Source organism: Methylacidiphilum infernorum V4, from assembly GCF_000019665.1.
In the GTDB taxonomy this organism is placed as follows: Bacteria; Verrucomicrobiota; Verrucomicrobiia; order Methylacidiphilales; family Methylacidiphilaceae; genus Methylacidiphilum; species Methylacidiphilum infernorum.
Genome location: NC_010794.1, coordinates 785592 through 807794 on the forward strand (window position 1 = coordinate 785592; position 22203 = coordinate 807794).

Sequence of the window (22203 nt, forward strand, 5' to 3'; positions counted from 1 at the left end):
AAATGCGAATGGACAAGCGTGGGATAGGGAGTTGTTTTCTTTTGCAAATACCCGTATAGTAGACTGTGAAAGTAAAGCTTTTTTTACTTTTTTCCATCTTTTTTTCTCTTTCTTTTTTAAGTCCCGCTTTCCCTGCTAAAAAAGGATCTTCGACTCCGTCAAACAGGGAAAAACTCTATATTTTGGCCGTTCCCGAAGCCTGGTTCAACAGGCCCCCCGAGTTCGTCTTGTCCAGGTATGATTATCTTTCTCAAAGGGATATGCTCTACCAGGAAGCTATCGCCGCTTTTAAAAGGGCTTATCCATCCCTGGAAGTAAAAAGAATAGACAAGATTACCCAAGCCCAAGAGGGTGTTCCCATTGTCAGGATAGATTTGGGCCGGTGGAGATATTCTTTTATCGGAACAAATGCCGCTACCGATATTGTCGTGCGGCTTTTTGCCGAATATTATCCTTCCAAGGGATCGAAAGGGATCCCCCTGGGTTCCTTCGGCAATCTCCAAAGGGCCCATGTATGGCTTTATGACGGTTACAGGGATTTCAACGAAGATTATCTGAATGCCATTCGACCGGCCCTGGACAAAATTGCCCATGCGGTAGGTCCCCATTTAAATAGCCAGGGGAAGTAATCGGTCGGGATTGGTCTCTTCAGCTTCATTTTTCTCCATGGGATAAATCCGTTCGGGCAACGCCAGCGGTTTATTCTTTTAATTTTTTTAATTTTATAAATAAGTTTCTCTTTATTTTTTGAGCGGAATTTTGTATATAATAGCCGCAATTTCTCGATAATACGAATAGCCGGTCGTGAAATATTTCCACCCGATTAAAGAGCTGCTTGTTGTTTTGATCTTTTGCTCCGCTTTCCTTGTCTTTTGGCTTCCTTTGTTGAAAGCCCAAGATGCAGATTTCGATGCCGGTTTTTGGACATCAAGGATCGTGGATTTTTCCGTGGTGGATTCTTCCGGCTCTACGCAGTGGATCAGGGGAATAGTCTTATCGGCGGATGGCAAAGTTCTTACCTTGTCGAATGTTTTTGATGGCAAAACGATCAAAGAAGCTAAGAGATGGGATTTTCGCCCCGTTCAATATTCCGGTTGGATAATAAGGGAACCTGAGAAAGATCTGCTTTTGATCCAGGTGGAAGGTAAATCCCTTTCGGCCTTGAGGATCGTTTCACAGGATAGCTGGCCTCAAGGAGGAGGATCGGAATTTTTCATCCCCACCCCCACTCCTGAAGAACCGAGAAAAATCGGCAAATACTCTCCTATTAAAGAAGGCTTGGAAACGGACAGGGATCACTTGTTCTTTTCAGGGGAGATTACCGGGGTATTACCGGGCAGTCCCGTCATTAACGAAAAAGAGCAAACCATAGGCATCGTGGACTGGATAGACCCACAGAAAAGACTTTTGAGAGCAAGATTGTTAAGTGGCCCGTTGGAAATTTTGGATAAAGCCGACAGGCTCATGGAGTTTGCTTTTTGGAAAGAAAATCTTGAAATGATTAGAAAAAAAGGGGAACTGGATCCCAAGCTTTCTTCTTCTCCCTACTGGGTGAACTTGTGGCAAAGTGTTCAAAAAACCGACATTGAAAAGAATGCGGACAAGCTCATAGAAGTTTTTTCAAAGTCCGATGTAGCTTGGGCTACTGCTTCTGCAAACTACTTAAGAATATCCTTGCTTGATAAAGCCGATTTTGCCATTCGAAAAGCGGCTTCATTGAATGGGGAAGCCGATTACCATTATTCCATTTTGTTCGCCCAGATCATGATCTCCCGCAAGGAATGGAACCCGGCGATAGATGCTTTGCTCAAGGCAAGAGAGGAGGGGGCCCTTTCCAAGGAAATCGCCTATCCTTTAGGGATCTGTTTATATCAAATCGGCCAATTTGAAAAAGCTGTTGAAGAGCTCAAGAGTTACGTGGAATCCCGGCCTAGGCATGTCAGCGCCTGGTTGCTGATGGGAGAAATTTTTCAGAAAATGCACCAATGGGATAGGGCTGTCAATGCTTTTATGAAGGCGGCGAGATTGAATCCCCAATCTGTAAAAGCCTGGGTCGGGATTGCCGAGTCCTATAGTGCCCTGGCTAAATGGGACCTGGCATCGGAAGCGTACACGGAGCTGAGCCTTCTTGAACCTAAAAACCCTTCTGTATGGTATAACCTGGGTTTGGTCTTGTTGAAAACTGAACAGGAAAAGTTGGCCTTGGCCTGTTTTTTGCGGGTCATAGAGTTGAATCCAGCCGACCGGGATGGATGGTTTAATTTCGGGGTATTGAGCCAGAAGTCGGGAGAAAGATTGGTTGCTCTCAATGCCTACAAAAAAGCGGTGAATATAGACCCTCGTTTTGGCATGGGATGGTTTAACTTGGGTTGTCTTTGTCAAGAACTGCATCTTTATCCCGAAGCCATTGATGCTTGGCGCAAGGCCGATGAAACCCTCCCCGGGGATATTCGACCTTTAATTAACCTGGTATTCCTGGAAAACCATATCCATGATTATGGGGAGCGGGATAGAGATTTAACAAGGTTAGAAAGCCGGGATCCTCGGCTCGCCCAGCAAATTAAATATAAGCTAGTCCATAGCAATCGGTAAATCCCAGGGGGGGCCTTGGGGATCCAAGCTCCTTGATCCATGCAAGAATAAGCTTGTGGCCATCCTCTTTCGGTTATTTTATCTTAGATACGTAATGCGTGAAAAGTGTGTCCAAGAGGATGCTTGTTTAAGAATTCATTTTTACCTGGGAATCGGCCTTCTGGTTTCTTCCTGGGTTGCAAACCGTTTGCTTGAAGGAGCTAGAACGCATTACTTTTTTTTCTTTTTATGGCTTGGCTATATCTTGACCATCGATGGAATCCTTGTTTTGAAAAGGGGGGATTCCCCACTGAGGAGGATGGGCATTTCCTACCTTTTCCTGTTTTTATTATCAATTCCATTCTGGTGGCTTTTTGAAGGAATTAACCTTCGGATGCATAATTGGGAGTATGTGGGCAGCCACCAATTTGGTCCCATAAGTTACTTTTTATTTGCCTCGTTAAGTTTTTCAACGGTCATCCCCGCGGTTTTGACGACGGCTGAATGGGTGAGGCATTGGCAGTGGGTAGATAGGCTCAAAAAAGCAAAGGCCCTTCATATTTCATCCAAGAAAGGGGTATTTGTCTTGGGCTTAATTTGCCTCCTGCTTCTGTTGAGTTTCCCAACAATCTTTTATCCCTTTTGTTGGATTTTCCTTTTTTTGCTGACCGAACCCCTCAACGCCGTTTTCAAAAAAAGAACTTTTCTTTTTGGAGATTTAAAAAGAGGAGATTGGAGAGCGGTTATTTCTCTTTGGATTGGGGTTTTGATCTGCGGGTTGTGTTGGGAATTGTGGAATTGGCAATCCGATCCCCGGTGGGTATATAACATCCCTTATTTAGGTTTTTTCCCCCTCTTTGAAATGCCCATCATGGGTTACCTGGGGTATTTGCCTTTTGCCTTGGAACTTTTTTCCCTCTCTAACCTGTTTTGGAAAGGCAAATTGCCCATAGACCTTTAGTAGGGAACCTTTTTCCTTCCCCGAGGTATAAAGCTAGGGTATATTTCAACACTTGGAGCTGATTATGAAAGCGGAGGTCTCGATTCTTATCCCCTTTGACCTGGGGTTGGAGCTCGAGTTTGGCGATGAGGAGGCCAACCGGATAGTCAAGGAAATTTCAGCGCGTACGACCCACCTGGTTTCTTTTAAGGATAAATTCTCGACGAAAGCCCAGGTGGTTACCCAGATCTACAAGTTTGGCGTGGGACTGATCGAGGTGTCCTTTCCCATTGAAGCCGACATGGCCTTTTTAACGGCGTTGGCTATAGAAGTTCGGTCGATGAAGGTAGGATCCCTCGGCATATTGGCCTGGGTAAAAACATTCGTCAGTAGTCTTATTGAACAAGCCAAGGAATTTGCCAGCTATCAGTATGTCTATCGGCTTGAAGAATTAGATCTTTTCCCCATATTTTCCTTGGAACCCGGGATCGTTACCGATGCGGAATCCTTTATAGCTCAACATTATAAAAGACTATACGGTATTGTCTCCGGCGAACCCAACTATGATAGCCTATCCCCGTTTGTCCTGGAAAAAGAAAAACTCATTAATTTTGGGTATTATGAAAACGAACTGATCTTGATCAAGAGATTTGGAGCCGTCATCTCTTCATACGAATCCCAAGTCATATTGAACATTATCCGGCTAGTTTATGCCCTTTACTGGAACTTGCGCTCCTATAATTTTTTGCTCGACAGGGAGCTTGACAAAGCCCAATCCATCCTAGCCCACTTGCCCCCATGGTACAAGTTCTGGATGATGCCCCAGCGCTACCAGAAATTTTCTGAAGAGGGGATGAATTTCGTCCAGGACAAGCTGTCGATCGTCGAATCGATCTACTCGGTCTTTGCCAATGTCCAACAGATCCTTTCGGATTGGCACCTGCGAACGATATACAAGTACGTGGAAAAAGAGTTTGACATCGATGATATCGCTTCGGCCGTGAAAACAAAGCTCGATCGGGTTGAACAATCCTACAATTCGGCAAGGGAATTTATATCCACCAATTTCTTTATCGCCGTGGAAATCGTCCTCATTTTATCTCTTGGGTGGATGATCCTCGATACGGCTTTGCTTTATATTATTTCCAGGAAATGACTTTTCCTACGCTTTTTCTTTTTCCTCGGAGGAGAATAAAATAAGAACCGGTTACTTCGATAACTCCACGCCCCAATTCAAGGATTGTAACAGGGCAAAGGCAAGCTGGTCCTCTCCCAGTACTGATATCCCGCCAAGATTCAACCGGTAAAGACCGACCCCCATGCTGGAAGAAGAGGGTGGGATTGAAGCTAACAGAAGGATGACCAATACATCAGCTCTACCCGGCACCGGGGTTTTCTTGCCCGGCACCTGGCCCTTCCTTGGGTGATCTCGGCTCCTCCTCCATCCCCGCGCTTGGACTCCGAGATTCTCATTAAGGAGGTTCTGATTGGTCCCTGTGCCGAGCCGCACATTTCTCTTGCAAATGTATGTAAACCCTTTAGCTCTAAAGGGTATACATGGCTGGAAATTCCTTTCTTGGGCCGCTTCTTTCCGTTCTGTCTAAGCCGACTTCCGGCACAGGGTGAGCTTGGTTCTTGACCTTCACTTTCATTGGCTAAAACAACCGGGAAAGAAAAGAGACTAAAAAATGAAGAGCGGGTGACGGGATTTGAACCCGCGACGTCAACCTTGGCAAGGTTGCGCTCTACCAACTGAGCTACACCCGCAGGGGAGGATACAATAAAAATATATGTATTTTTTATAAATGAGCGTAATCGGGATAAAAAGCAAGCCTTAAGTCTTTCTATCTTTTTCCTATTTTACAGATTTCTTTTGATTGGTTACCGCTAGAAAAAAATGGTAACATGAAAAGATGGTTTTTAGATGCCATTACTTGGGTTGGCAAGATCCTTTCCCCCTCCTTGTGGCCCAATGGCTCATCGCGAACTGCGGCCGAAACTGGGAGCGCTGCCCGGACTTTTCAGATTGTCTTGTCCTTGTTCCCACGGCCCTTTCCGGAAAGATGCTCATCGAGGCTTTGAAGATTTCTTTAAAACGAGGGTTTGTTCCTCCCCTCACGCTTACTCCAATGGCCCTGTTCGAAGTCCATCCCGATTCCTGGCTTGATTTTAGGAAGGTGCCGACTCGACTGGAAAGAAAGCTTCTCTGGGTCAACGTGCTTCACCGGGCCTTTCAAAACCGACTCCTTGGGCCGTGGGCCCTGGAAGGGGAAGATTTTGAAAACCTTCTTTCCTTGGCCGGGGTTCTCGTTCGTGCTCAAGATGAGCTTGCCGAAAAAGAAATGACTCTCAAGGATCTTGCTTCTATCCATGAAGAGGAGCTTTTTAAAAATCTCCAACTCCTTGAATCGATCTATTTTGAAACCTTGGAAAAGTGGGGCTTTTTGGATCCCCTCTCTCACCTCCGGTCTTTGTTGCAAGAGCCGAAACTTCCTCCGGGGATAAAAAGACTAATCGTTGCCGGCTGCCTTGATCCTCATCCCTTGGCCGTGAAATTCCTGGAAGGGTTAAAAGAGCTTCCTGCCATTGAAGTCCTTTTGCCTGGAGAAAAGAGCTGGGCCGGCCTTTTTGACGCTCAAGGCTTACCCGTTGAGGAACGGTGCAAGGAGCTTGAAATTCCTATCGATGAAGAGTTTATCCATCTGCATGGAGATGAACTGTCGATGGCCGAAGGAATCGTCAAGCTTATTTCCGGGGAAAATTACGGGGAAGCTACGACTATCGGACTTTGCCGGAGCAAAGTCGTTTCTCTCCTGGCTTGCAAGCTAAGGAGCAGCGGGATTGATTTTTTAAATTACTCGGGGATTTCTTACAAGGAAACCCCTTTTTACGATTTTTTTCTCCAATTAAGGGAACTTTTGCAAGATCCTTCTTGGACGAAATTCTCTTCATGGGCAAGGAGTCCTCTTTCTTACGAATGGATCGGGAAAAAACAAAAAGGAAAATCCGAGGAGTTTTTATCTTTTCTAGATAGGGTAGCTACGCGGTCGATCGCCCCTTCCCTAAGCGATTTTTTCGAAAGCTCTCAGCAGTCCTCCTTTGAAGTGCTTGGGCTCATCCGCTCTTTTATAGAGGATTTAAGAACCCCTCAATGGCCGAAAAGACTATTGAACTTTCTTGCCGTGGTCCTGGAAGAGAGCTCTTCTTTTGCTGGGGAAATGGTGGAGCAGTGGGCTGATTTTATTGGCAAAAGAATCGATCGGTTCTGTTCGCTTGCCTCGGTCAATGCGTTTCATGGCTGCAGCCCTTTTTTATCCTTGATGCTGGATGAGATGAATGAAGAAAGCTTTTTCTTTGAAACCGAAGGCGATCCGAAGCTCGAGCTTAAGGGTTGGCTTGAGTTGCTCTGGGATGACTCCATGCACCTGGTTCTTGCGGGATTCCAAGAGAGAGATGTGCCAAAGGCAATAGAGCCGGACTTTATTTTGACCGATGAAATAAGAAAAAAGGTCGGGTTAAAGACGGCCGAAAGACGCATGGCCAGGGATTCGCTTTTGCTTGCCTTTCTTGTGAACCGGTTAAGCAAAGGGGCTAGATTAGATGTTTTTTTGTCCAAGTTCGATCAGCAAGGAGAGTTGTTGTTGCCTTCCCGGCTGCTTTTCCGCCAAAAGGCAGAGCGGCTGGCCAGGCGCGTCGATTTTCTATTCCGTTCCTTGCCCAGCAAAACCATTCCCAAGCCGAAAACAAGCCCCTTTAAATTAAAATTACCTTCTGTCGGTTGGAAAAGCGAGGAAAGTCTCTCGGTGAGTGCCTTAAACGATTACTTGAGCTGTCCTTTTTACTTTTATTTGAAACACAGGCTAGGGTGGCAGCCTGTTGTTTTACCCCAGGGAGAACTGCTAGAAGCGGATTTTGGAAAAGTCCTTCACGAGGTGTTGGCCGTTTTCGGAGAAAATTTCAAGGGAGTTGAACTCGAAGATCCCTCCTTGATCTTTTCCTTCCTTGAAGATCAACTCGAAAAGGTCTTAACAAAAAGCTATGGGAAAGATCGGACGCTTGGCTTGCAGTTTCAGCAAAAAGCCATGTGGGCCAGGCTTAAAAGTTTTGCTTCCTTCCAGGCCCAATGGAGCAGGGAAGGATGGCGAATATGGGCGGTAGAAAAAAAATTCGAGCTGGAAATAGAAAACGTGAAAGTTCGGGGTCGGATCGACCGCATAGATAAAAAAGATGAGCAATTCTTGATCATCGATTACAAGACCACCGAGCCCAGGGAACCTTTTGGAAGCCATTTAGGCATGCCCCGGTCAACTGAGCAGTGGCCCCCCGCCGAGGCCTACTTCTCCTTCCAAGGAAAGAAGTGGCGCTGGCTTAATTTTCAACTGCCCCTTTATTACCACGGCCTAAAATCGATGGGGTTGGCTAAAAACCCCCAGGTTGGTTTTTACTTTCTTTCTCAAAAAGAAGAAGGGGAGCTTCTTAAGCGCTGGCCGGCCGAATCATCCTCCCTCCTCGAGGAGAGTCTGCCTGCAATAGCCCGAGTAATTCGAGCGATAAAGGAAAATAAATTTTGGCCTCCCAATCCGAAGGCGGAGTCGTGGCGTTATTCGCCCTGGGATTTCTGGTTTGATCGCAACCCTGCGGAGATTTTTGACCCTCCGTTTGAACTGTTTTTAAACGAAAAATGATCATAGGTCAGCCAAAAGAGACAAGGCGGTTGGTCGTCGTCGCTTCTGCCGGAGCGGGTAAAACGCACCAGCTTGTCGAAAGAGCCCTGGATTTGCTCCTCGAGGGGGTCGCTCCCCATTCTCTGTTGATCATTACTTTTACAAGGAAAGCATCCCAAGAAATCGTTGACCGGATCTTTTCAACCTTGGCCCAGCGGGTATTAGCTTCAAAAGAAAAGGTCGATCCCTCCCCGGAGGAGTCTTTGCTAAAGAGTAGGGCTTATCGGTGCTTGCAAACCCTTATCGAGGATCTTCCCTTTCTCCGTTTTGGGACGATCGATTCCTTCTTGTACCACCTGCTGCGTTATATTCCTCCGGATAAAAAGCCGACCTTCGCCCCCTTTTCTTTGCTGGATGACAAGGGAAAAAAGAGCCTCCAGCAGGAGATTGTTCGCCGTATATTAACGGCGAGGGAATTTGAGAGCCCTTTTTTGGATTCCTTTGAAATGTTCTATTGGGGGGAGGATTATAAGGTCGTCTTTCCCTTGTACTTGGCGGTGGTGGAAAAGTATTACCCGTTTTTCCCCGATTTTCCGAGCACCGATTTTTGGGGAGAGCCTGGATCGTTCCAAAAGGAAGAAGAGTTGACCAAAGAAGCGGGTTTTCTTACCCTTCTTGAACGGATCGAGTCTTTGCTCAAAACCGCGGGCATTCCCACCAAGACATGGGAAGAGCAAAAGCTTAAAATCAGTTCTTTCCCAAGACTTTATCGTAACCTTTTGGAAGCTTATGACCCCCAAACCGGCCGATGCCCCCAAATCCGCTTGGAAAGAAAAAGGTACGATTTAAATGAGGAATTGGCTTCTTCCCTAGGGATGCTCGCCCAGAAAACCATCGATTTTTTCATAGAAAAGTCCCATCGGCGGACGAAGGCGGTAGCCCAACTCCTTTCTTTTTATGACCTCCTTTATCGCAAGACCGTCGAAAGACAAGCCATTTGTAGTTTTGAAGATATTCCTAGAATCATCCTCCAAGCCGTGGATCTGAATTGTCCCCAGCCCTTCTTGTACAAGCTAGATAGAAAATGGGACCATTTGCTCATCGATGAATTCCAGGACACAAGCCTTTTGCAATGGAAGGTCATCAAGCTTTTTGTCGATGAGATCATTCAGCATGAAGATGGATCCCGATCTTTTTTCTGCGTTGGGGATCCCAAGCAGAGCATCTATGGATGGAGGGGGGCCTACAGCGGGCTTATCGATTCTCTCGAGGTGGAATACAGGATGGAAAAAAGGCAATTGAGCGGTTCCAGGAGGTCGTCCAAGGCTGTCCTGGAGCTGGTCAATAGGCTATTGGGTAACTTTGAAAAGATCGGCAAGCTTTTGCCGGAATCCTTGGAGAGGTGGAAAAAAAGGTGGGTTTACCAGGAGGCCCGGGATGAAGAGCTGGAAGGATACGGTTGTTTTTTGTGCGTGCAGCTCCCCCAGGGGGAAGCCAAGGGAGATAGCCCGGAGGAGGGGAATAACGGGGAAGAGAAGGAAACAGGGGGTAGTTTGCTGAGGTACGAGGCCATTAAAAAGCTCCTGGTCGATGAAATCAAGCCTCATCAAAGGGCTTTGAGTTGCGCGGTTCTTGTCCAAACGAACAAGGAAGCGGAAGCCATCTTTCAGTACCTGTCTTTGTGTTCGGCCCTGCGGGTTTCCTTGGAAGGGAAGATCTATCCTGGGAAAGATAACTTGATGGCCAAGCTTTTTTTTGCCCTGGTCCAGTCCTTGGCCCATCCGGCAGACTCCTTGGCTTTGGGATGGCTACAAGCTTCTCCAATTGGTTCCATTTTTAAGGATGAGCAGTGGAGAAAAGAGTTTTGGAGGGTATTTTCTCTGGCGGGATTCGAAGCTTTAGCATTCCGGTTCTTGGCCGCTCTTAAGGAAAACTCTCCCGGGGAGGACTTCCAGAATGAGAGAATGGAGATGATCTTGCAGATCTGCCGCTCTTTTGACAACACCGGGAGTAGAGACTGCGATCAATTTTTAAATTATTACAAGAACTATTCCCTACCCCTGTCTGAAGATCCTTCCTCTGTCCAAGTCAGGACGGTGCACAGCGCCAAGGGCCTTGAGTTTGACGTGGTCTTGGTGACCGAGCTTGCGGGTTCCAGGAACACGGCGATGAATCAACTCCGAGAGCTTCCCGTGGCCTATAAATCTTCTTCCAGAGACTGGAAGCTTTTTTTTCTTCCCAGAAGAGAGGTGGCCGAAAAAGTACCCCGCTTGTCTTGCTTGTACAAGGAGCTGCTGGCCGAAGAAGAGCTGGAGAAACTTTCCTTGCTTTACGTGGCCATGACGAGAGCAAGGCAGGGATTATACCTTTTGGGAGAAGTTCGCGAAAAAAAGTCCAAGCCCTCCACGCAAAAAAAATTGGTTTATTGGCAGGACTTGCTCTTCGAGGTCCTGGGGAGGGGGGAGGATACTTCCCGGTGGTTTTTCCCCGACTTTCCTTTATTGACCGTTTTTGAGACGGGAAAGAGAAGGTGGACTCCACGGCCAAGGAACGAACTGTTTAGGCGGGAAAAGTACAAAGCGATGGAAAGCCAAGATCTTCTTTTTCCCCCTAGAGCCCTCTCCCGGACTTCTTTTGTTTCTCCTTCATCGGTTGGAGTCCAAGCAGCCGAACTAGACCTTTTTTCCAGGGTAAAAGAAAAGGGGTTAGACTACGGTCTTCTCGTTCATAAGATCTTGGCTCAAGTCGAACGGTTTTCCGAAGCTATAAAAGAAAAGTTGGAAAAGAGGGCCTTGGAGTACGCAAAGGGAGATGAAGAAAAAAACCCCTTCAAAGAGGTCTTGGAATGTTTGCAGTCTGCGGCAATCAAGCCCATATTCTCTCCGGAGGAAGGGACAAAGGTCTGGATCGAACGCAGTTTTTGTGTCGAGTTAGACGGCCGGTGGTTGCGGGGAACTTTCGACAGGGTTCACATCAAGGAGGATCCAACCGGGGAGCTGATGTGTACCCTTTATGATTTCAAAACCGATTTTGTGACCGAGGATAGGAAAGAAGAACTCGCTCAAAAATACCGTTTGCAGCTTGAGTATTATCAAAAAGCCCTTTGCCGACTTCTCGGTATCCCCGCTTGGAGGGTAAAAGTTTTTATTGTCTCCTTGTCTCTAAAAGAGCTAATAGCCCTCTAAATCGTTGTTTTTTGAGTTGAGATTTAAACTTTGAAAAAGAAGTCATACACTTGGTTTATGGAGATGGGATGGACTCGTGGGCAAGGATAGAGTCCTCTTCGATCGATAAAATTTTATTTTTTTCTTTCGTGCTCCCGGTATATTGAAAGGGCGTTGTATGAAGAGAAGAGGCTTTGCAGTTTTTTATTTGACTTTGTGCTTAGGGCTATTGTTGCCGGTTTTTTCTTCTTTTGGCTTCGAAGATCCGGTTTTGCCCGATCCTCGATTAACTCCCGGCGACACCTTTGATGTGACCAAGGAAGACATCTGTGTGCCGGGGTATGCAAAGCGGGTGAGAGATGTGCCCCCTGCCCTCAAAAGAAAGGTATACCTCCGGTATGGAATCCTGAATCCTGAGCCCCACCATTACGAGATCGATCACTTGATCCCGCTGGGGCTTGGGGGATCGAACTCGATAAAAAATCTTTGGCCTCAATCGTATTGGACCTCTCCCTGGAATGCTTACCTCAAGGATAAGCTTGAATATAAACTGCACAAGTTGGTTTGCTTGGGGATCGTTGATTTAAAAGAAGCCCAACAAGCCATTGCGACCAATTGGATTGAAGCTTATAAAAAGTACATGGGCAAAAAGCTGGATAGGGATTCCATACACTAGGAATAAAAAGATTGCCTTTTTTTCGTCTTTTAGTCTATCTTGACAGCGGTTATGGGGTTGAACAGAAAACTCAGTCAAATCCTTTCGGGAAGGACGGTTGAAAAGAAGGAAATCCAACCCGCTCTCTTCAAGCTTTACTTCACCGATGGCTCTTTTCTGCAGATCAAGATAAAGGGGGCTGTTTCAGGGGAAATCCATCCGGGCCAAAAAATAGCCAAGGTCATAGAAACCGAAGAGCGCTTTGTCTTGGAGTTGATGGAAGGAGCAAGGGTAGAAGTAAGCCTAGCCGAAGCCGGGGCTTCGGTTTACCTGCGGGATAAAGAGGGACGGTTGGAATACCTGGGATGATGAACCAAGCCGGCTAGGGAATAACATCACCCTTTTCGATTGCCCGGTCTTTTTGGGTTCTTTTCCTGGCTTCTATGGCTTTCAAGACCCAAAGGGAACATTCGTACAACAGGTACATGGGAGCGGCAAGAAGAAACAAGCTGAGGGGATCCGAGGTGGGAGTAATGCAGGCGGCGGCGACCACGATGATCACGATCGCATGCCTGCGGTAACGGCTCAGGGTTGCAGACTGGAGGATGCCGAGAATACCCAGGAGAATGACCACCAGGGGAAGCTCGAAAGCGAGTCCAAATGAAATAAGCATTTGAACCACAAAATTGGAATAGTTTTGCAAGGTCCAATCCGTTTGCACTCCCATCCACTTGTTGTAGGCGGAAAAAAACTGCAAGGTTTGGGGTAAAAGAATAAAGTAGGAAAAAAGAATACCCCCGACAAAAAGGAGAGCCCCCACGCTGAATATGGGAAAGAGTAGCCTCAGTTCGGAAGGAGTAAGACCCGGGATAATGAATTGGGCCACAAAATAGAGAATGAAAGGAAGGCTTAATACCAGTCCGCCGAGCAGGCTAAGCTGGAGTTGAACGCTAAAGGGATCCACGACACCAAGTACTCTTAAGACTTTTTGAGGATCTTCTCCTGCCGATTTAAGCGGCTTAAGAAGAATTGCCATCAAGGGCTTTGTCTCGATAAAGCAGATTAAAGATCCTCCCCCTAAAGCCAGCAGGGATTTTATAATTACCCACCTTAAGTCTTCTAAGTGTTCGAGAAAAGGTTTTTCTTCATAATATTTCATGGTTGTCAAAGGACTTTTTATCAAGGTGACCCTTCCTTGGGAAAAGACGACCGCTCTGATCCTTCAAAGCTGTAAAAAGTACCGCCAAAACTGATCTTAGGCTTTCCCCTCGATACCCTCCATTTATTCGTATCCCTCAAAGAGTAGATACAGCCGCAGTAAAGTTGCTGGTAGAAATTTTCCGCTTTAGAGATCAAGATCATCCTTTCTGATCCCCCTTTTTTCCTCCAGTTATAAGTCCAGTAGGTAAGCCCATAGCGGCTAGCCGCCCTAATCCCGGCAGCGGTGACCTGGTCGAAATCTTTCCACCGGGAAATGCCCAAGCTTGTGCAGAATACCTTAAAACCCTTTTCATAGGCAAAAAGGGCCGTTCGTTCCATTCTCATGTCGAAACAAACCGTGCAGCGCTGGCCTCTTTCCGGTTCCCATTCCAGTCCCTTCACCCGCTGAAACCAATTGTCCGTATCGTAATCCCCGTCAAAGAATTCGATCCCCTTTTTCTCGGCTAAACGGATGTTTTCTTTCTTGCGGATTTCGTATTCGATGCGCGGATGAATATTGGGATTGTAAAAAAAGAGGGTAAGCTTAATGCCGGAGGAGATGATCGCTTCCATGATTTCAGCCGAACAGGGAGCACAACAGGAATGAAGCAATACTTGGTCCACCCCGCCTGGAGGGATGAGTTTTTCCCTTTTGAAAGCCAGCTCTGTCATAATCTATTAACAAATCCAGGCCGTCTTTGATTGCAACAAGAACGAAAAAATCTTTTCATTTTGGTTTAACCTTGGATTTCCTCTCTTTCAAGCTTGTCCTTCAGGTTGACGAGGGAGGGGGAAAACTCCACCGGGTAAAGGGTTTGTGCCGGCTGTAGGGTTTTGAGCTTTGAAGGCAGATTGCCTAGGCTACGAAGGGTTCTTCTTTGGATTTCCCCGAGATCTTCCTTGGGAAGGATCCTTTTGCCTTGGCGCATCACGGGTTGCAAGAGGGCTACGGCCGGATAGTTTTCTTCGGCCAAGCAAATCAGGTCCTTCTGCATTATCCCCGAGTCGTTGAAATACCTGAAGAGCTGCTTGCTTCCCGGCCAAGTGGCTTTACCGGTCGATCGTTTTCTTCTCGGTTTGCCTTCGTATTCTTGCAGCTTGTAAACACAATCCAAGTAGGGACAATCACTCGAAGTGTCTAAAGAAGTACCGATCCCAAAACCATCTATGGGAGCCCCGTTCTTGACGAGTTCCTCAAGCTTGTATTCATCGAGGCTGCCGCTGACAAAAATTTTCGTCTCCTTGAGTCCCCCCGAATCAAGAATCGATCGAACGCTTCTTGAAAGATAATCGAGATCCCCGCTATCCAACCGGACGGCTTCAATGGTAATTCCCTTTTCTCTTAGCCTTGGGGCAAGACTTAAGACATGCTTTGCCGCTCTTTCCGTATCATAAGTGTCGATGAGAAGAGTGACGTTACGCGGATTGGCCACCGCGTAGTTGTAAAAAGAAAGCTCTTCAACGTCGTGGGCCTGGATAAAAGAATGGGCCATGGTTCCGGTAACCGGGATGGAGAACATTTTCCCGGCCAGCACATTGGAAGTGGCACTAAAGCCGGCAATGAAGCTTGCCCGGGCTGCAAAAAGGGAGGCTTCGGAACCATGTGCCCTGCGCAAGCCAAATTCAACGAGTTTTTTTTCGGCTGCCGCAAGATAAAACCGGATAGCTTTTGAGGCGATTAAAGTTTGGTAGTGGATGATATTCATGAGCCTTGACTCGAGTATCTGGGCTTGGGCAATGGGAGCGGTAATTCTCAAAACGGGTTCGAAAGGGAAAAAAATCGTCCCTTCGGCCATCGCATAGATGTCGCCTTGAAAACGGAAATTCTTGAGGTAATCCAAGAAGTCTTTTTTAAATCCTTGTTGGGCAAGCCAATGGATTTCTTCCTCCTCGAAACGGGCTTCTTCGACAAAAGAAAGGAGCTGTTCCAAGCCGGCAAAGACAAGAAAATTCCTATTCTTGGGCAATTTCCTTACGAACAGCTCGAAGGTGGCCAGGCCATCCATCCGGTGGTAGTGGTAGCCTTGCATCATGGTCAGTTCGTAAAGATCGGTCAAAAGCAAGCTTTTTTCTGGACTCATGTTCTCGCTAAAATGGTTAGGGCTTTGAAATAATTTAAATCGAACCCTATATTTTTACACTGTGTTTTATTAATCAACAAGTTCATGAACAGGACGAGCGCCACCACCATGACCCAAGAAAAAACGCAAAAGGCTTTATTGGGGTGCAGGGCTAAGCTTCAGGAAGAAAAGCTCATAGGCAGAATCGTGGAAGTCCATGGTCCTGTCGTCGAAATTGAATGTGCCCTTTTGCCTCCCCTGCATCGGTGTTTAAAGACCTATTTAGATCACGAAAGCTACATTTTTGAGGTTCATCAACATCTTGACGAACATCATCTTAGGGCTATTACCCTGCATCAGGCGGCTGGATTGCGTAGGGGCATGGAAGTTTATGATACGGGACGGGTCGTTTCCATTCCCGTTTCCAAGAAATACTTGGGAAGGCTTGTCAACATATTTGGTGAACCTCTTGACGGGATGGAGCCCGTGGAGCCGGAAGGCTACAGGAGCATTTTTTCCGATCCTCCTGCCTTGGATACCACCCTTGGACCCAAATCCATCCTGGAAATAGGCATCAAAGTGATCGACCTGTTGTGTCCTTTTGTAAAAGGAGGCAAGACCGGACTTTTCGGTGGGGCCGGGGTAGGTAAAACCGTTCTCATGATGGAGTTTATGAAGGCGGTGAGCTTGATCCACCGGGGGGTTTCCGTTTTCGCCGGGGTGGGAGAGCGTATCCGGGAAGGGCATGAACTTTGGAAAGAGATGCAAAAGGCGGGGGTTATGCCCCAGACCCTTATGGCGTTTGGACAGATGGATGAATCTCCGGGAGTTCGGTTTAGGATTGGACTGACGGCTTTAAGTTATGCCGAGTTTTTTAGGGATAGCTTGCAGACGGAAATTCTTTTCTTGATGGATAATCTTTTCCGGTTCGTTCAAGCCGGCAGCGAGGTATCCGGCCTTTTAGGAAGAATGCCCGCCATGGTCGGTTACCAGCCGACGTTGCTGACCGAGGTTGCCGAGCTTCAGGATCGGATTGTATCGACAAAGTCGGGGAACATAACGGCGGTCCAGGCCGTGTACGTGCCGGCCGACGATATGACCGATCCGGCCGTTATGGCCATCCTTTCCCACCTGGATACCGTGGTTATCCTTTCCAGGTCTCAAGCTGCAAAAGGGTTTTACCCGGCTATCGATCCGCTTGTTTCGACCTGCCGGATCATGGACAAGCAATTTCTTGGGGAAAGACATTACACGATCGCTTCCGGGGTGAGAAAATACCTTTCCCGCTACAAGGAACTGGAAGATATCATCAACCTTTTAGGATTGGAAGAGTTGTCTAAAGAAGACAAGCAGATTGTCCTCAGGGCGAGGAAAATTCAGCGCTACTTGACCCAGCCTTTTTTCACGACGGCCGGACACACCGGAATTGCCGGGGTCAGTGTCCCGCTTGCCGACACCCTTGATGACTGTGAAGCTTTTCTCAACGGCGATTACGATCATCTCTCCGAAGACCAGTGTTACATGAAAGGATCGTTGAAAAACGAGTTGAGGAAAAAATGAGGTTCTTTTCGACATGACTCCCTTTGAAATGCATTTGATCGATTCCAGGGAACAGTTAAGCTTAAGCGACGTGACCCTCTTTCACGGAAGAGACCGCAGTGGGCAATTTGGGATCATGGCCAGGCATGAGCCTTTCATGACCTCTCTGCTTCTAGGCCTCTGCTGGTTTTATGTCTTGAACGATCCCGATCCTCATTACTTGGCCCTATCTGGAGGTATGCTCTACTTTAAGAAAAACGTCTTGTGGATCGTAACCCCCCATTTTTTCGTCGACAAGGATATCAAGAAGATATCTGTTAATCTTGAACAGGAGCTGAAAAAAGAAGAAGAGGAGAGAAAAGAGATGAAAGAGAGGGCAAAAAACCTTGAAAAGGAAATGCTAAAAAGAATGTGGGAAATTCAAAAGGAAGCCCCCAAGTAAAGCGTTTTATTTTATGGAAAAGGATAAAAAAAAACTGGTTGAAAAAGTCCACGAGGATGTCAACAAGATCGAAGAAGCAAAGAAATTTAAGCCTACTCTTTTATCTCAAACCGTTTTTTTGGGCACCCTTGGCGTACTGTTTATCCTTCCGGTGGTAGTCGGGGCCTACCTGGGCAGGTGGCTGGATGAAAAACTTCCCGGCTATGCCCTCCACTGGACGATTTCCTTGATTATCTTAGGGGTGATCCTGGGGGCCCTAAACGTGTATATTTTTATTCGCAACAAGATGTAAGGGAAGGCTGCCATGAGCTTTGAAAAATTTTTAACCGAATCCACCCTGACCTCTCTTTGTATCATGGCCATTTTGGTGTTGCTGTCGATGGTGTGCGTCCGTTCTTTTAAAATCGACTCCCCGAGTTATTTCCAGGTTATTATCGAAGATCTGCTCTCCTTTATCCAGCAGTCGGTCACCGAGGCTATTCCCAAGGATCCCCAAGCGGTTCTTCCCTTGATCGGCACCCTTTGGATCTATATCCTTCTCTGTAATCTTGTGGGGTTGATCCCCGGGCTGCATTCGCCTACGGCGGATCTTTCCATTACTTCGGCTTTGGCCCTCATCGTTTTTTTTGCCGTTCCCTATTACGGTATCCGGGCTGAAGGGATCCTTGCCTACCTCAAGGAATATTTCGTGCCTTTTTTCTGGTTTTTCCCTTTTCATGTGATCAGCGAAATCACCCGTACCCTGACGTTGGCCGTCCGACTCTATGGCAACATGTCGAGCATGGAAATAGGCATTGGAGTGCTGTTGGTCCTGGCGGGATTTCTTTCCCCGGTGGCTTTTTTATTGCTTCACTTCATTGAAGCCATTCTTCAGGCCTACATTTTCGGGATGTTGGCCTTGATCTATATTGCCAGCGGGATGGAAGCATTGGCAAAAAAAAGCTAAAAATGGAACCATAAAAGGAGGAATCATGACAAATATCGGTTTGTTTTCAACCTTGGTTACGGCCATGGCCGTGTTAGCGATCGGATTGGGGGTAGTGGGGCCGGGTTTAGGGATGGGTATAGCTATTGCCAAGGCCTTGGAAGCTATAGCTAGGCAGCCGGAGTTGGAGAAATCGATAACGCGCTGGCTTCTGATAGGCCTGGCGATGATCGAATCGCTGGCCATCTATGTTCTCGTTGTTGTTTTGATCGTTCTTTTCCGCAGTCCCATGCTCGAGTATTTGACCAAGTAAAGGCTCTTTCAAGGAATGAACTGGAACAAGCTGACTTTCTTTCTCCAGATTTTTAACTTCCTGGTTTTTGTCTGGCTGCTTAAGAAGTTTCTCTACAAGCCCGTTTTCGATTTGATCAAGCAAAGAAAAGAGGCCGTTGCGGGGATGTGGCAAGAAGCGGAGCGGGCAAGGCAGGAAGCCCAAAAGCTCAAGGCCGATTATGAAAATCGGCTTCTCATTTGGGAAGAAGAAAAGAAGAAAGCCCGGGAAGAACTTGAAGAGGAGCTGAGGATACAAAGGGCAAAGCTTATAGCCGAAAACCAGAAGGCTTTAGAGCTGGAAAAAGAAAGAAACCGGGTACTGGAAGAAAAGAGGAAAAAGGAGATGGAGCTTGAAGCTGAAAATAGGGCTCTTCAAGTTGGGGCGCGGTTTGTCGCCCGTTTGTTGTCGAGCCTTGCCTCCGAAGAAGTGGAAAGAAAACTCATCGGCTTATGTCTTGAAAAGCTTCGTTCTTTACCGCAGGAAACTCTTGAATTGATTCGTCGATCCATGGAAAGGGAAGGGGTAGAGAAGGGAGTTGTGAAAAGCGTTTTTCCCATCGGGGAAGAACTCCGGGAGAGACTGCGCGAGACGATCAAGCAGGTCGTTGAAAAAGAGCTAGCAATCGAGTTTGACCAAGATCCCCAGCTTTTAGCAGGAATAAGGATTATTATCGGCAGTTGGATTGCTCGAGCAAGCATTAAAGATGAACTGGAATTTTTCCTCCAGGGTAAAAAAGAGGACACCGAGGTAAGCTTATGAGCCCGATTGAAAAAGTCTCCCATTGGGTTGATCAATACCGGCTTGATCCCAAGGTAGAAGAGTTCGGCAGGGTAGTGGCCATAGGGGATGGAACGGCCTGGATAGATGGGCTGTCCATGGCCGCCATCGACGATCTGCTGGAGTGTGAAGAAGGAAGCGTGGCCCTTGTGTACAGCTTGAGCGAAAAGCTCGTTGGAGCCATCATGCTTATTCAAACAGAAAAAATCAGCTCTGGAACCCTGGTGCATAGAACGGGCCGAAGGTTGAGCGTCCCCGTTGGGGATGAGCTCCTGGGCAGGGTGATCGATCCCCTTGGCAATCCTCTCGACGGTAAAGGAGCCCTGAACTGTTCCAAGGAGCGCCTTCTGGAAGTCAAGGCTCCCGCGATAATCGACAGGGATTTTGTCAACGAGCCCCTTTATACCGGCAACAAGATCGTCGATGCGATGATCCCGATCGGTAAAGGACAAAGAGAGCTTTTAATAGGGGATAACGGGCTGGGTAAAACCACCTTCGCCCTGGATACGATCGTCAATCAAAAGGATAAAAACGTGCTTTGCATTTATTGCCTTATCGGTCAAAAGAGATCGACCGTTGTCCACGTGATCGATACTTTGAAAGCAACCGGGGCATTGGACTATACGACCGTGGTGGTAGCGGAAGCCACCTCTTTGCCCGGCCTTCAATACATCGCTCCTTTTTCTGGTTGCACTATAGCCGAGGAGTGGATGGAAAGGGGCAAGGATACCCTTGTCGTATACGATGATTTAAGCCTCCATGCCCAAACCTACAGGGAACTTTCCCTGCTCTTGCGCAGGCCCCCGGGCCGGGAAGCCTATCCCGGGGATGTGTTCTACCTCCACTCGAGGCTCCTGGAACGCTCCACCCACCTTTCCCCCTTGAAAGGGGGAGGGAGCATGACCACCCTGCCTATCGTGGAAACCCAACAGGGAGAACTGGCCGCCTACATTCCCACCAACCTCATCTCCATAACCGACGGGCAGGTTTATTTTGAACAATTTCTTTTTTCCAGCGGCTTCCTTCCCGCCATCGACGTGACCCGCTCGGTTTCAAGGATCGGGGGTGCCGCGCAACATCCGCACTTGAGAAAAGAGGCGGGAAGGATGAAACTGGATTACTTGCAGTTCTTGGAGCTGGAAGTTTTTACCCGGTTCGGGACCAAGCTGGAAGCCTCCCTGGAAAAGAAAATAGCGAGGGGAAGGGTTTTGAGAGAACTCCTCAAGCAAGAAAGACTTTCCCCCATTTCTCCCCAGCAGGAATACTGTTGGCTGATCGCCTTTAACGAAGGGCTCTTTGACGATATCCCCATGGATTGCTTGAGGGAAGTTCAAGAAGAGCTTTTAAAGAAGTTTGAAAAGAGCCCCTTAAGCCTGGATGATCCGAGGGAAAAGTGGCTCAAGGAAATCAAGGAAGCTTTTAGTACCATCCAGGAAAAAACGAACAAAAAACTTCAAAAGGTGGCATGAGCAAGCGCAGGGACCTGATCAAGTACCGGGGAGCCCTCTTGGAAATCGGCGAGATCATGAAAGCCATGAAAAACATGGCCCTTGTCGAGCAGAAGAAAATGGCCAGGTACTACGAAAGCCAAAAAAGGGCGATCGACACCCTGCAAACCATCGCCGAGGATTTTTTCCCCGCTTTTCCCGAGCTTTTACCCCAGCCGCACCGCATAGACCGTCCACTCTACATCTTGATCGGCTCTGAAAGGGGATTTTGTGGCGACTTTAATTCGACACTGGTGGGTTTTTGGGAAAACCTCGAAAACTCCGGCAATCTTGCCGATCGCTACGGGCTGATCTTGGTCGGGAACAAGCTGGAGAGCCGGGCAAGCCATCTCAAACAAATTATCCAAAGGGTCCCTGGCCCAAGCGTTGCCGAAGAAATTTACCCTTTTATCCTCGATTTTTTAGATACGGTAAGGAAAAGTCTTATCGAAGGGGAGCCTCCTACCTCCATCGCCGTGTTTTTTCACATGGCGGACAGTCTTGAAATCGAGAAAAAAACCCTTTTACCCATTCCCGTATCCGAAGAAAAAATCCGCTCCGCCAGGAAAAGGTCGGCCGTAAGCCCCTTGCTCCACCTAAGTCCAAGGGAATTTTTCGTGGACCTGGTGGACAGTTTTCTTGTCTCCGGCCTTTTTTTTGCCTTTTATTCTTCCTTGCTCGCCGAAAGCAAGATCCGGATGCAGCACATGCAATCGGCCTTGGATCAACTCGAAAAAAAGGTTCAAGAACTAAACAAGCAGGCCAACAGGCTCAGGCAGGAAGAGATCATCGAGGAAATTGAAGTGATCCTCCTGGGAAGCGAAACCTTGATGAAGAAAAGATTGCGCTAAAGAGGAAATCCCATGCTTTTTGGTTTCGAAAGCATGCTTTGAAAAGGGTAGGGAAGAAGCACCAGGCCAAGAAAGGGAAAGATCGGTATTTCTTTTGATCATCGAGGCAGAAAAAAGGACGGGGATCTTAAACAGCCCTTGCCGGGTAAAACTTTTCTTTCTTGGCTAACAAAAAATTCAATTGCTTTTCAAACTTTCTTGCCTAGGAAATGCGGATGGGTGCGGCTGCGAAACCAAATCCCGGGTCAGCCCCAATAAAAATATGAACTAACCTATACTCTTTTATTGAAAGGGTTATGTATTCGATTGCGGATCCTTTATCAATGCTGAAATCCCTTTAAAAATAAACTGCAAGTTTATATTTCTGACCAAGATAGCCAGGATCACTCAGGTAGGGCAAGGGATGCTCAAGCCGATCAGATCTTCAAAGCCGAGCTGAACAGCTTAAGCTCAAGACAAAGCCTCCTTGAGCAATGCCTAAAGGACCTGGAAATCGCAATTACGGCTAGAACTTGTGAACTTTAAGTCCAAAATCCCATTATAGGCTTACCTGGGTAACTCTCCATCCTGGTTGGTTTGGTTTGGCCGAATATT

General features: G+C 47.3%; 20 protein-coding genes and 1 tRNA gene. 16 read left to right on the forward strand and 5 right to left on the reverse strand.

The features are described 5' to 3' along the window. Window positions 1–65: 65 nt before the first annotated feature. The 4 genes from MINF_RS03695 to MINF_RS03710 all read left to right on the forward strand — a co-directional run bounded on the left by MINF_RS03695 (window position 66) and on the right by MINF_RS03710 (window position 4667). Window positions 66–629 (forward strand): hypothetical protein, encoded by a 564-nt coding sequence (locus MINF_RS03695; RefSeq protein WP_012463164.1) that lies wholly within the window; start codon window positions 66–68, stop codon window positions 627–629. A 175-nt stretch (window positions 630–804) separates the two neighbouring features. After that, window positions 805–2592 carry a tetratricopeptide repeat protein gene (locus MINF_RS03700; protein WP_012463165.1) on the forward strand — a complete coding sequence of 596 codons (1788 nt, stop codon included), beginning with the start codon at window positions 805–807 and terminating at the stop codon, window positions 2590–2592. A 94-nt stretch (window positions 2593–2686) separates the two neighbouring features. Further along, window positions 2687–3532: a hypothetical protein gene (locus tag MINF_RS03705; RefSeq protein ID WP_048810455.1), complete on the forward strand. Its 846-nt coding sequence runs from the start codon at window positions 2687–2689 to the stop codon at window positions 3530–3532. Between the two features lie 64 nt (window positions 3533–3596). Then, window positions 3597–4667 carry a hypothetical protein gene (locus MINF_RS03710; RefSeq protein ID WP_048810118.1) on the forward strand — a complete coding sequence of 357 codons (1071 nt, stop codon included), beginning with the start codon at window positions 3597–3599 and terminating at the stop codon, window positions 4665–4667. A 51-nt stretch (window positions 4668–4718) separates the two neighbouring features. Here MINF_RS03710 and MINF_RS03715 read toward each other — a convergent pair whose 3' ends face one another. Together MINF_RS03715 and MINF_RS03720 are read right to left on the reverse strand one after the other, a co-directional pair. Further along, the gene (locus tag MINF_RS03715; protein WP_148205121.1) at window positions 4719–4919 is read right to left on the reverse strand and encodes a hypothetical protein; all 201 of its coding nucleotides are present in this window, start codon (window positions 4917–4919) and stop codon (window positions 4719–4721) included. A gap of 286 nt (window positions 4920–5205) precedes the next feature. Continuing rightward, window positions 5206–5278: transfer RNA gene (locus tag MINF_RS03720), tRNA-Gly, on the reverse strand. 146 nt (window positions 5279–5424) lie between these two features. Here MINF_RS03720 and MINF_RS03725 point away from each other — a divergent pair. The 4 genes from MINF_RS03725 (at window position 5425) to MINF_RS03740 (ending at window position 12363) form a co-directional block, all read left to right on the forward strand. Then, window positions 5425–8196, forward strand: coding sequence for a PD-(D/E)XK nuclease family protein (locus MINF_RS03725; RefSeq protein WP_012463169.1), 2772 nt, complete (start codon window positions 5425–5427; stop codon window positions 8194–8196). Then, window positions 8193–11360, forward strand: coding sequence for a UvrD-helicase domain-containing protein (locus MINF_RS03730; RefSeq protein WP_012463170.1), 3168 nt, complete (start codon window positions 8193–8195; stop codon window positions 11358–11360). Before MINF_RS03725 ends, MINF_RS03730 begins: the two co-directional genes overlap by 4 nt. Window positions 11361–11517: 157 nt before the next feature. Further along, the gene (locus tag MINF_RS03735; RefSeq protein ID WP_048810120.1) at window positions 11518–12015 is read left to right on the forward strand and encodes an HNH endonuclease; all 498 of its coding nucleotides are present in this window, start codon (window positions 11518–11520) and stop codon (window positions 12013–12015) included. A 51-nt stretch (window positions 12016–12066) separates the two neighbouring features. After that, window positions 12067–12363, forward strand: coding sequence for a hypothetical protein (locus MINF_RS03740; protein ID WP_148205122.1), 297 nt, complete (start codon window positions 12067–12069; stop codon window positions 12361–12363). Window positions 12364–12376: 13 nt separating this feature from the next. On the opposite strand, the gene tatC is transcribed toward MINF_RS03740, so the two are convergent. From tatC to MINF_RS03755, 3 genes are all read right to left on the reverse strand, one after another. Then, on the reverse strand, window positions 12377–13153 hold the full coding sequence (gene tatC / locus MINF_RS03745; RefSeq protein WP_048810121.1) for a twin-arginine translocase subunit TatC: 777 nt from the start codon (window positions 13151–13153) through the stop codon (window positions 12377–12379). 20 nt (window positions 13154–13173) lie between these two features. After that, window positions 13174–13866, reverse strand: coding sequence for an epoxyqueuosine reductase QueH (locus MINF_RS03750; RefSeq protein WP_012463174.1), 693 nt, complete (start codon window positions 13864–13866; stop codon window positions 13174–13176). Between the two features lie 65 nt (window positions 13867–13931). Next, complete coding sequence (locus MINF_RS03755) at window positions 13932–15275, reverse strand: nicotinate phosphoribosyltransferase (protein WP_012463175.1); 1344 nt, start codon at window positions 15273–15275, stop codon at window positions 13932–13934. Between the two features lie 84 nt (window positions 15276–15359). Between MINF_RS03755 and atpD the strand changes: the two genes are divergently transcribed. The 8 genes from atpD to MINF_RS03795 are packed head-to-tail and all read left to right on the forward strand — an operon-like array spanning window position 15360 to window position 21609. Further along, the gene (gene atpD, locus MINF_RS03760; protein ID WP_012463176.1) at window positions 15360–16814 is read left to right on the forward strand and encodes a F0F1 ATP synthase subunit beta; all 1455 of its coding nucleotides are present in this window, start codon (window positions 15360–15362) and stop codon (window positions 16812–16814) included. Window positions 16815–16827: 13 nt separating this feature from the next. Then, on the forward strand, window positions 16828–17235 hold the full coding sequence (locus MINF_RS03765; protein WP_012463177.1) for a F0F1 ATP synthase subunit epsilon: 408 nt from the start codon (window positions 16828–16830) through the stop codon (window positions 17233–17235). 13 nt (window positions 17236–17248) lie between these two features. Next, a complete protein-coding gene (locus MINF_RS03770) occupies window positions 17249–17527 on the forward strand; it encodes an AtpZ/AtpI family protein (protein WP_012463178.1) in 279 nt (92 codons plus the stop codon). 12 nt (window positions 17528–17539) lie between these two features. After that, the gene (locus MINF_RS03775; protein WP_012463179.1) at window positions 17540–18181 is read left to right on the forward strand and encodes a F0F1 ATP synthase subunit A; all 642 of its coding nucleotides are present in this window, start codon (window positions 17540–17542) and stop codon (window positions 18179–18181) included. 25 nt (window positions 18182–18206) lie between these two features. Then, a complete protein-coding gene (gene atpE, locus MINF_RS03780; RefSeq protein ID WP_012463180.1) occupies window positions 18207–18473 on the forward strand; it encodes an ATP synthase F0 subunit C in 267 nt (88 codons plus the stop codon). A 15-nt stretch (window positions 18474–18488) separates the two neighbouring features. Beyond that, window positions 18489–19253 (forward strand): F0F1 ATP synthase subunit delta, encoded by a 765-nt coding sequence (locus MINF_RS03785; protein ID WP_079200413.1) that lies wholly within the window; start codon window positions 18489–18491, stop codon window positions 19251–19253. Then, window positions 19250–20740 carry a F0F1 ATP synthase subunit alpha gene (locus MINF_RS03790; RefSeq protein ID WP_012463182.1) on the forward strand — a complete coding sequence of 497 codons (1491 nt, stop codon included), beginning with the start codon at window positions 19250–19252 and terminating at the stop codon, window positions 20738–20740. Before MINF_RS03785 ends, MINF_RS03790 begins: the two co-directional genes overlap by 4 nt. Then, window positions 20737–21609 carry a F0F1 ATP synthase subunit gamma gene (locus MINF_RS03795; RefSeq protein ID WP_012463183.1) on the forward strand — a complete coding sequence of 291 codons (873 nt, stop codon included), beginning with the start codon at window positions 20737–20739 and terminating at the stop codon, window positions 21607–21609. The genes MINF_RS03790 and MINF_RS03795 overlap by 4 nt, the downstream gene beginning before the upstream one ends. Window positions 21610–22203: the final 594 nt, after the last annotated feature.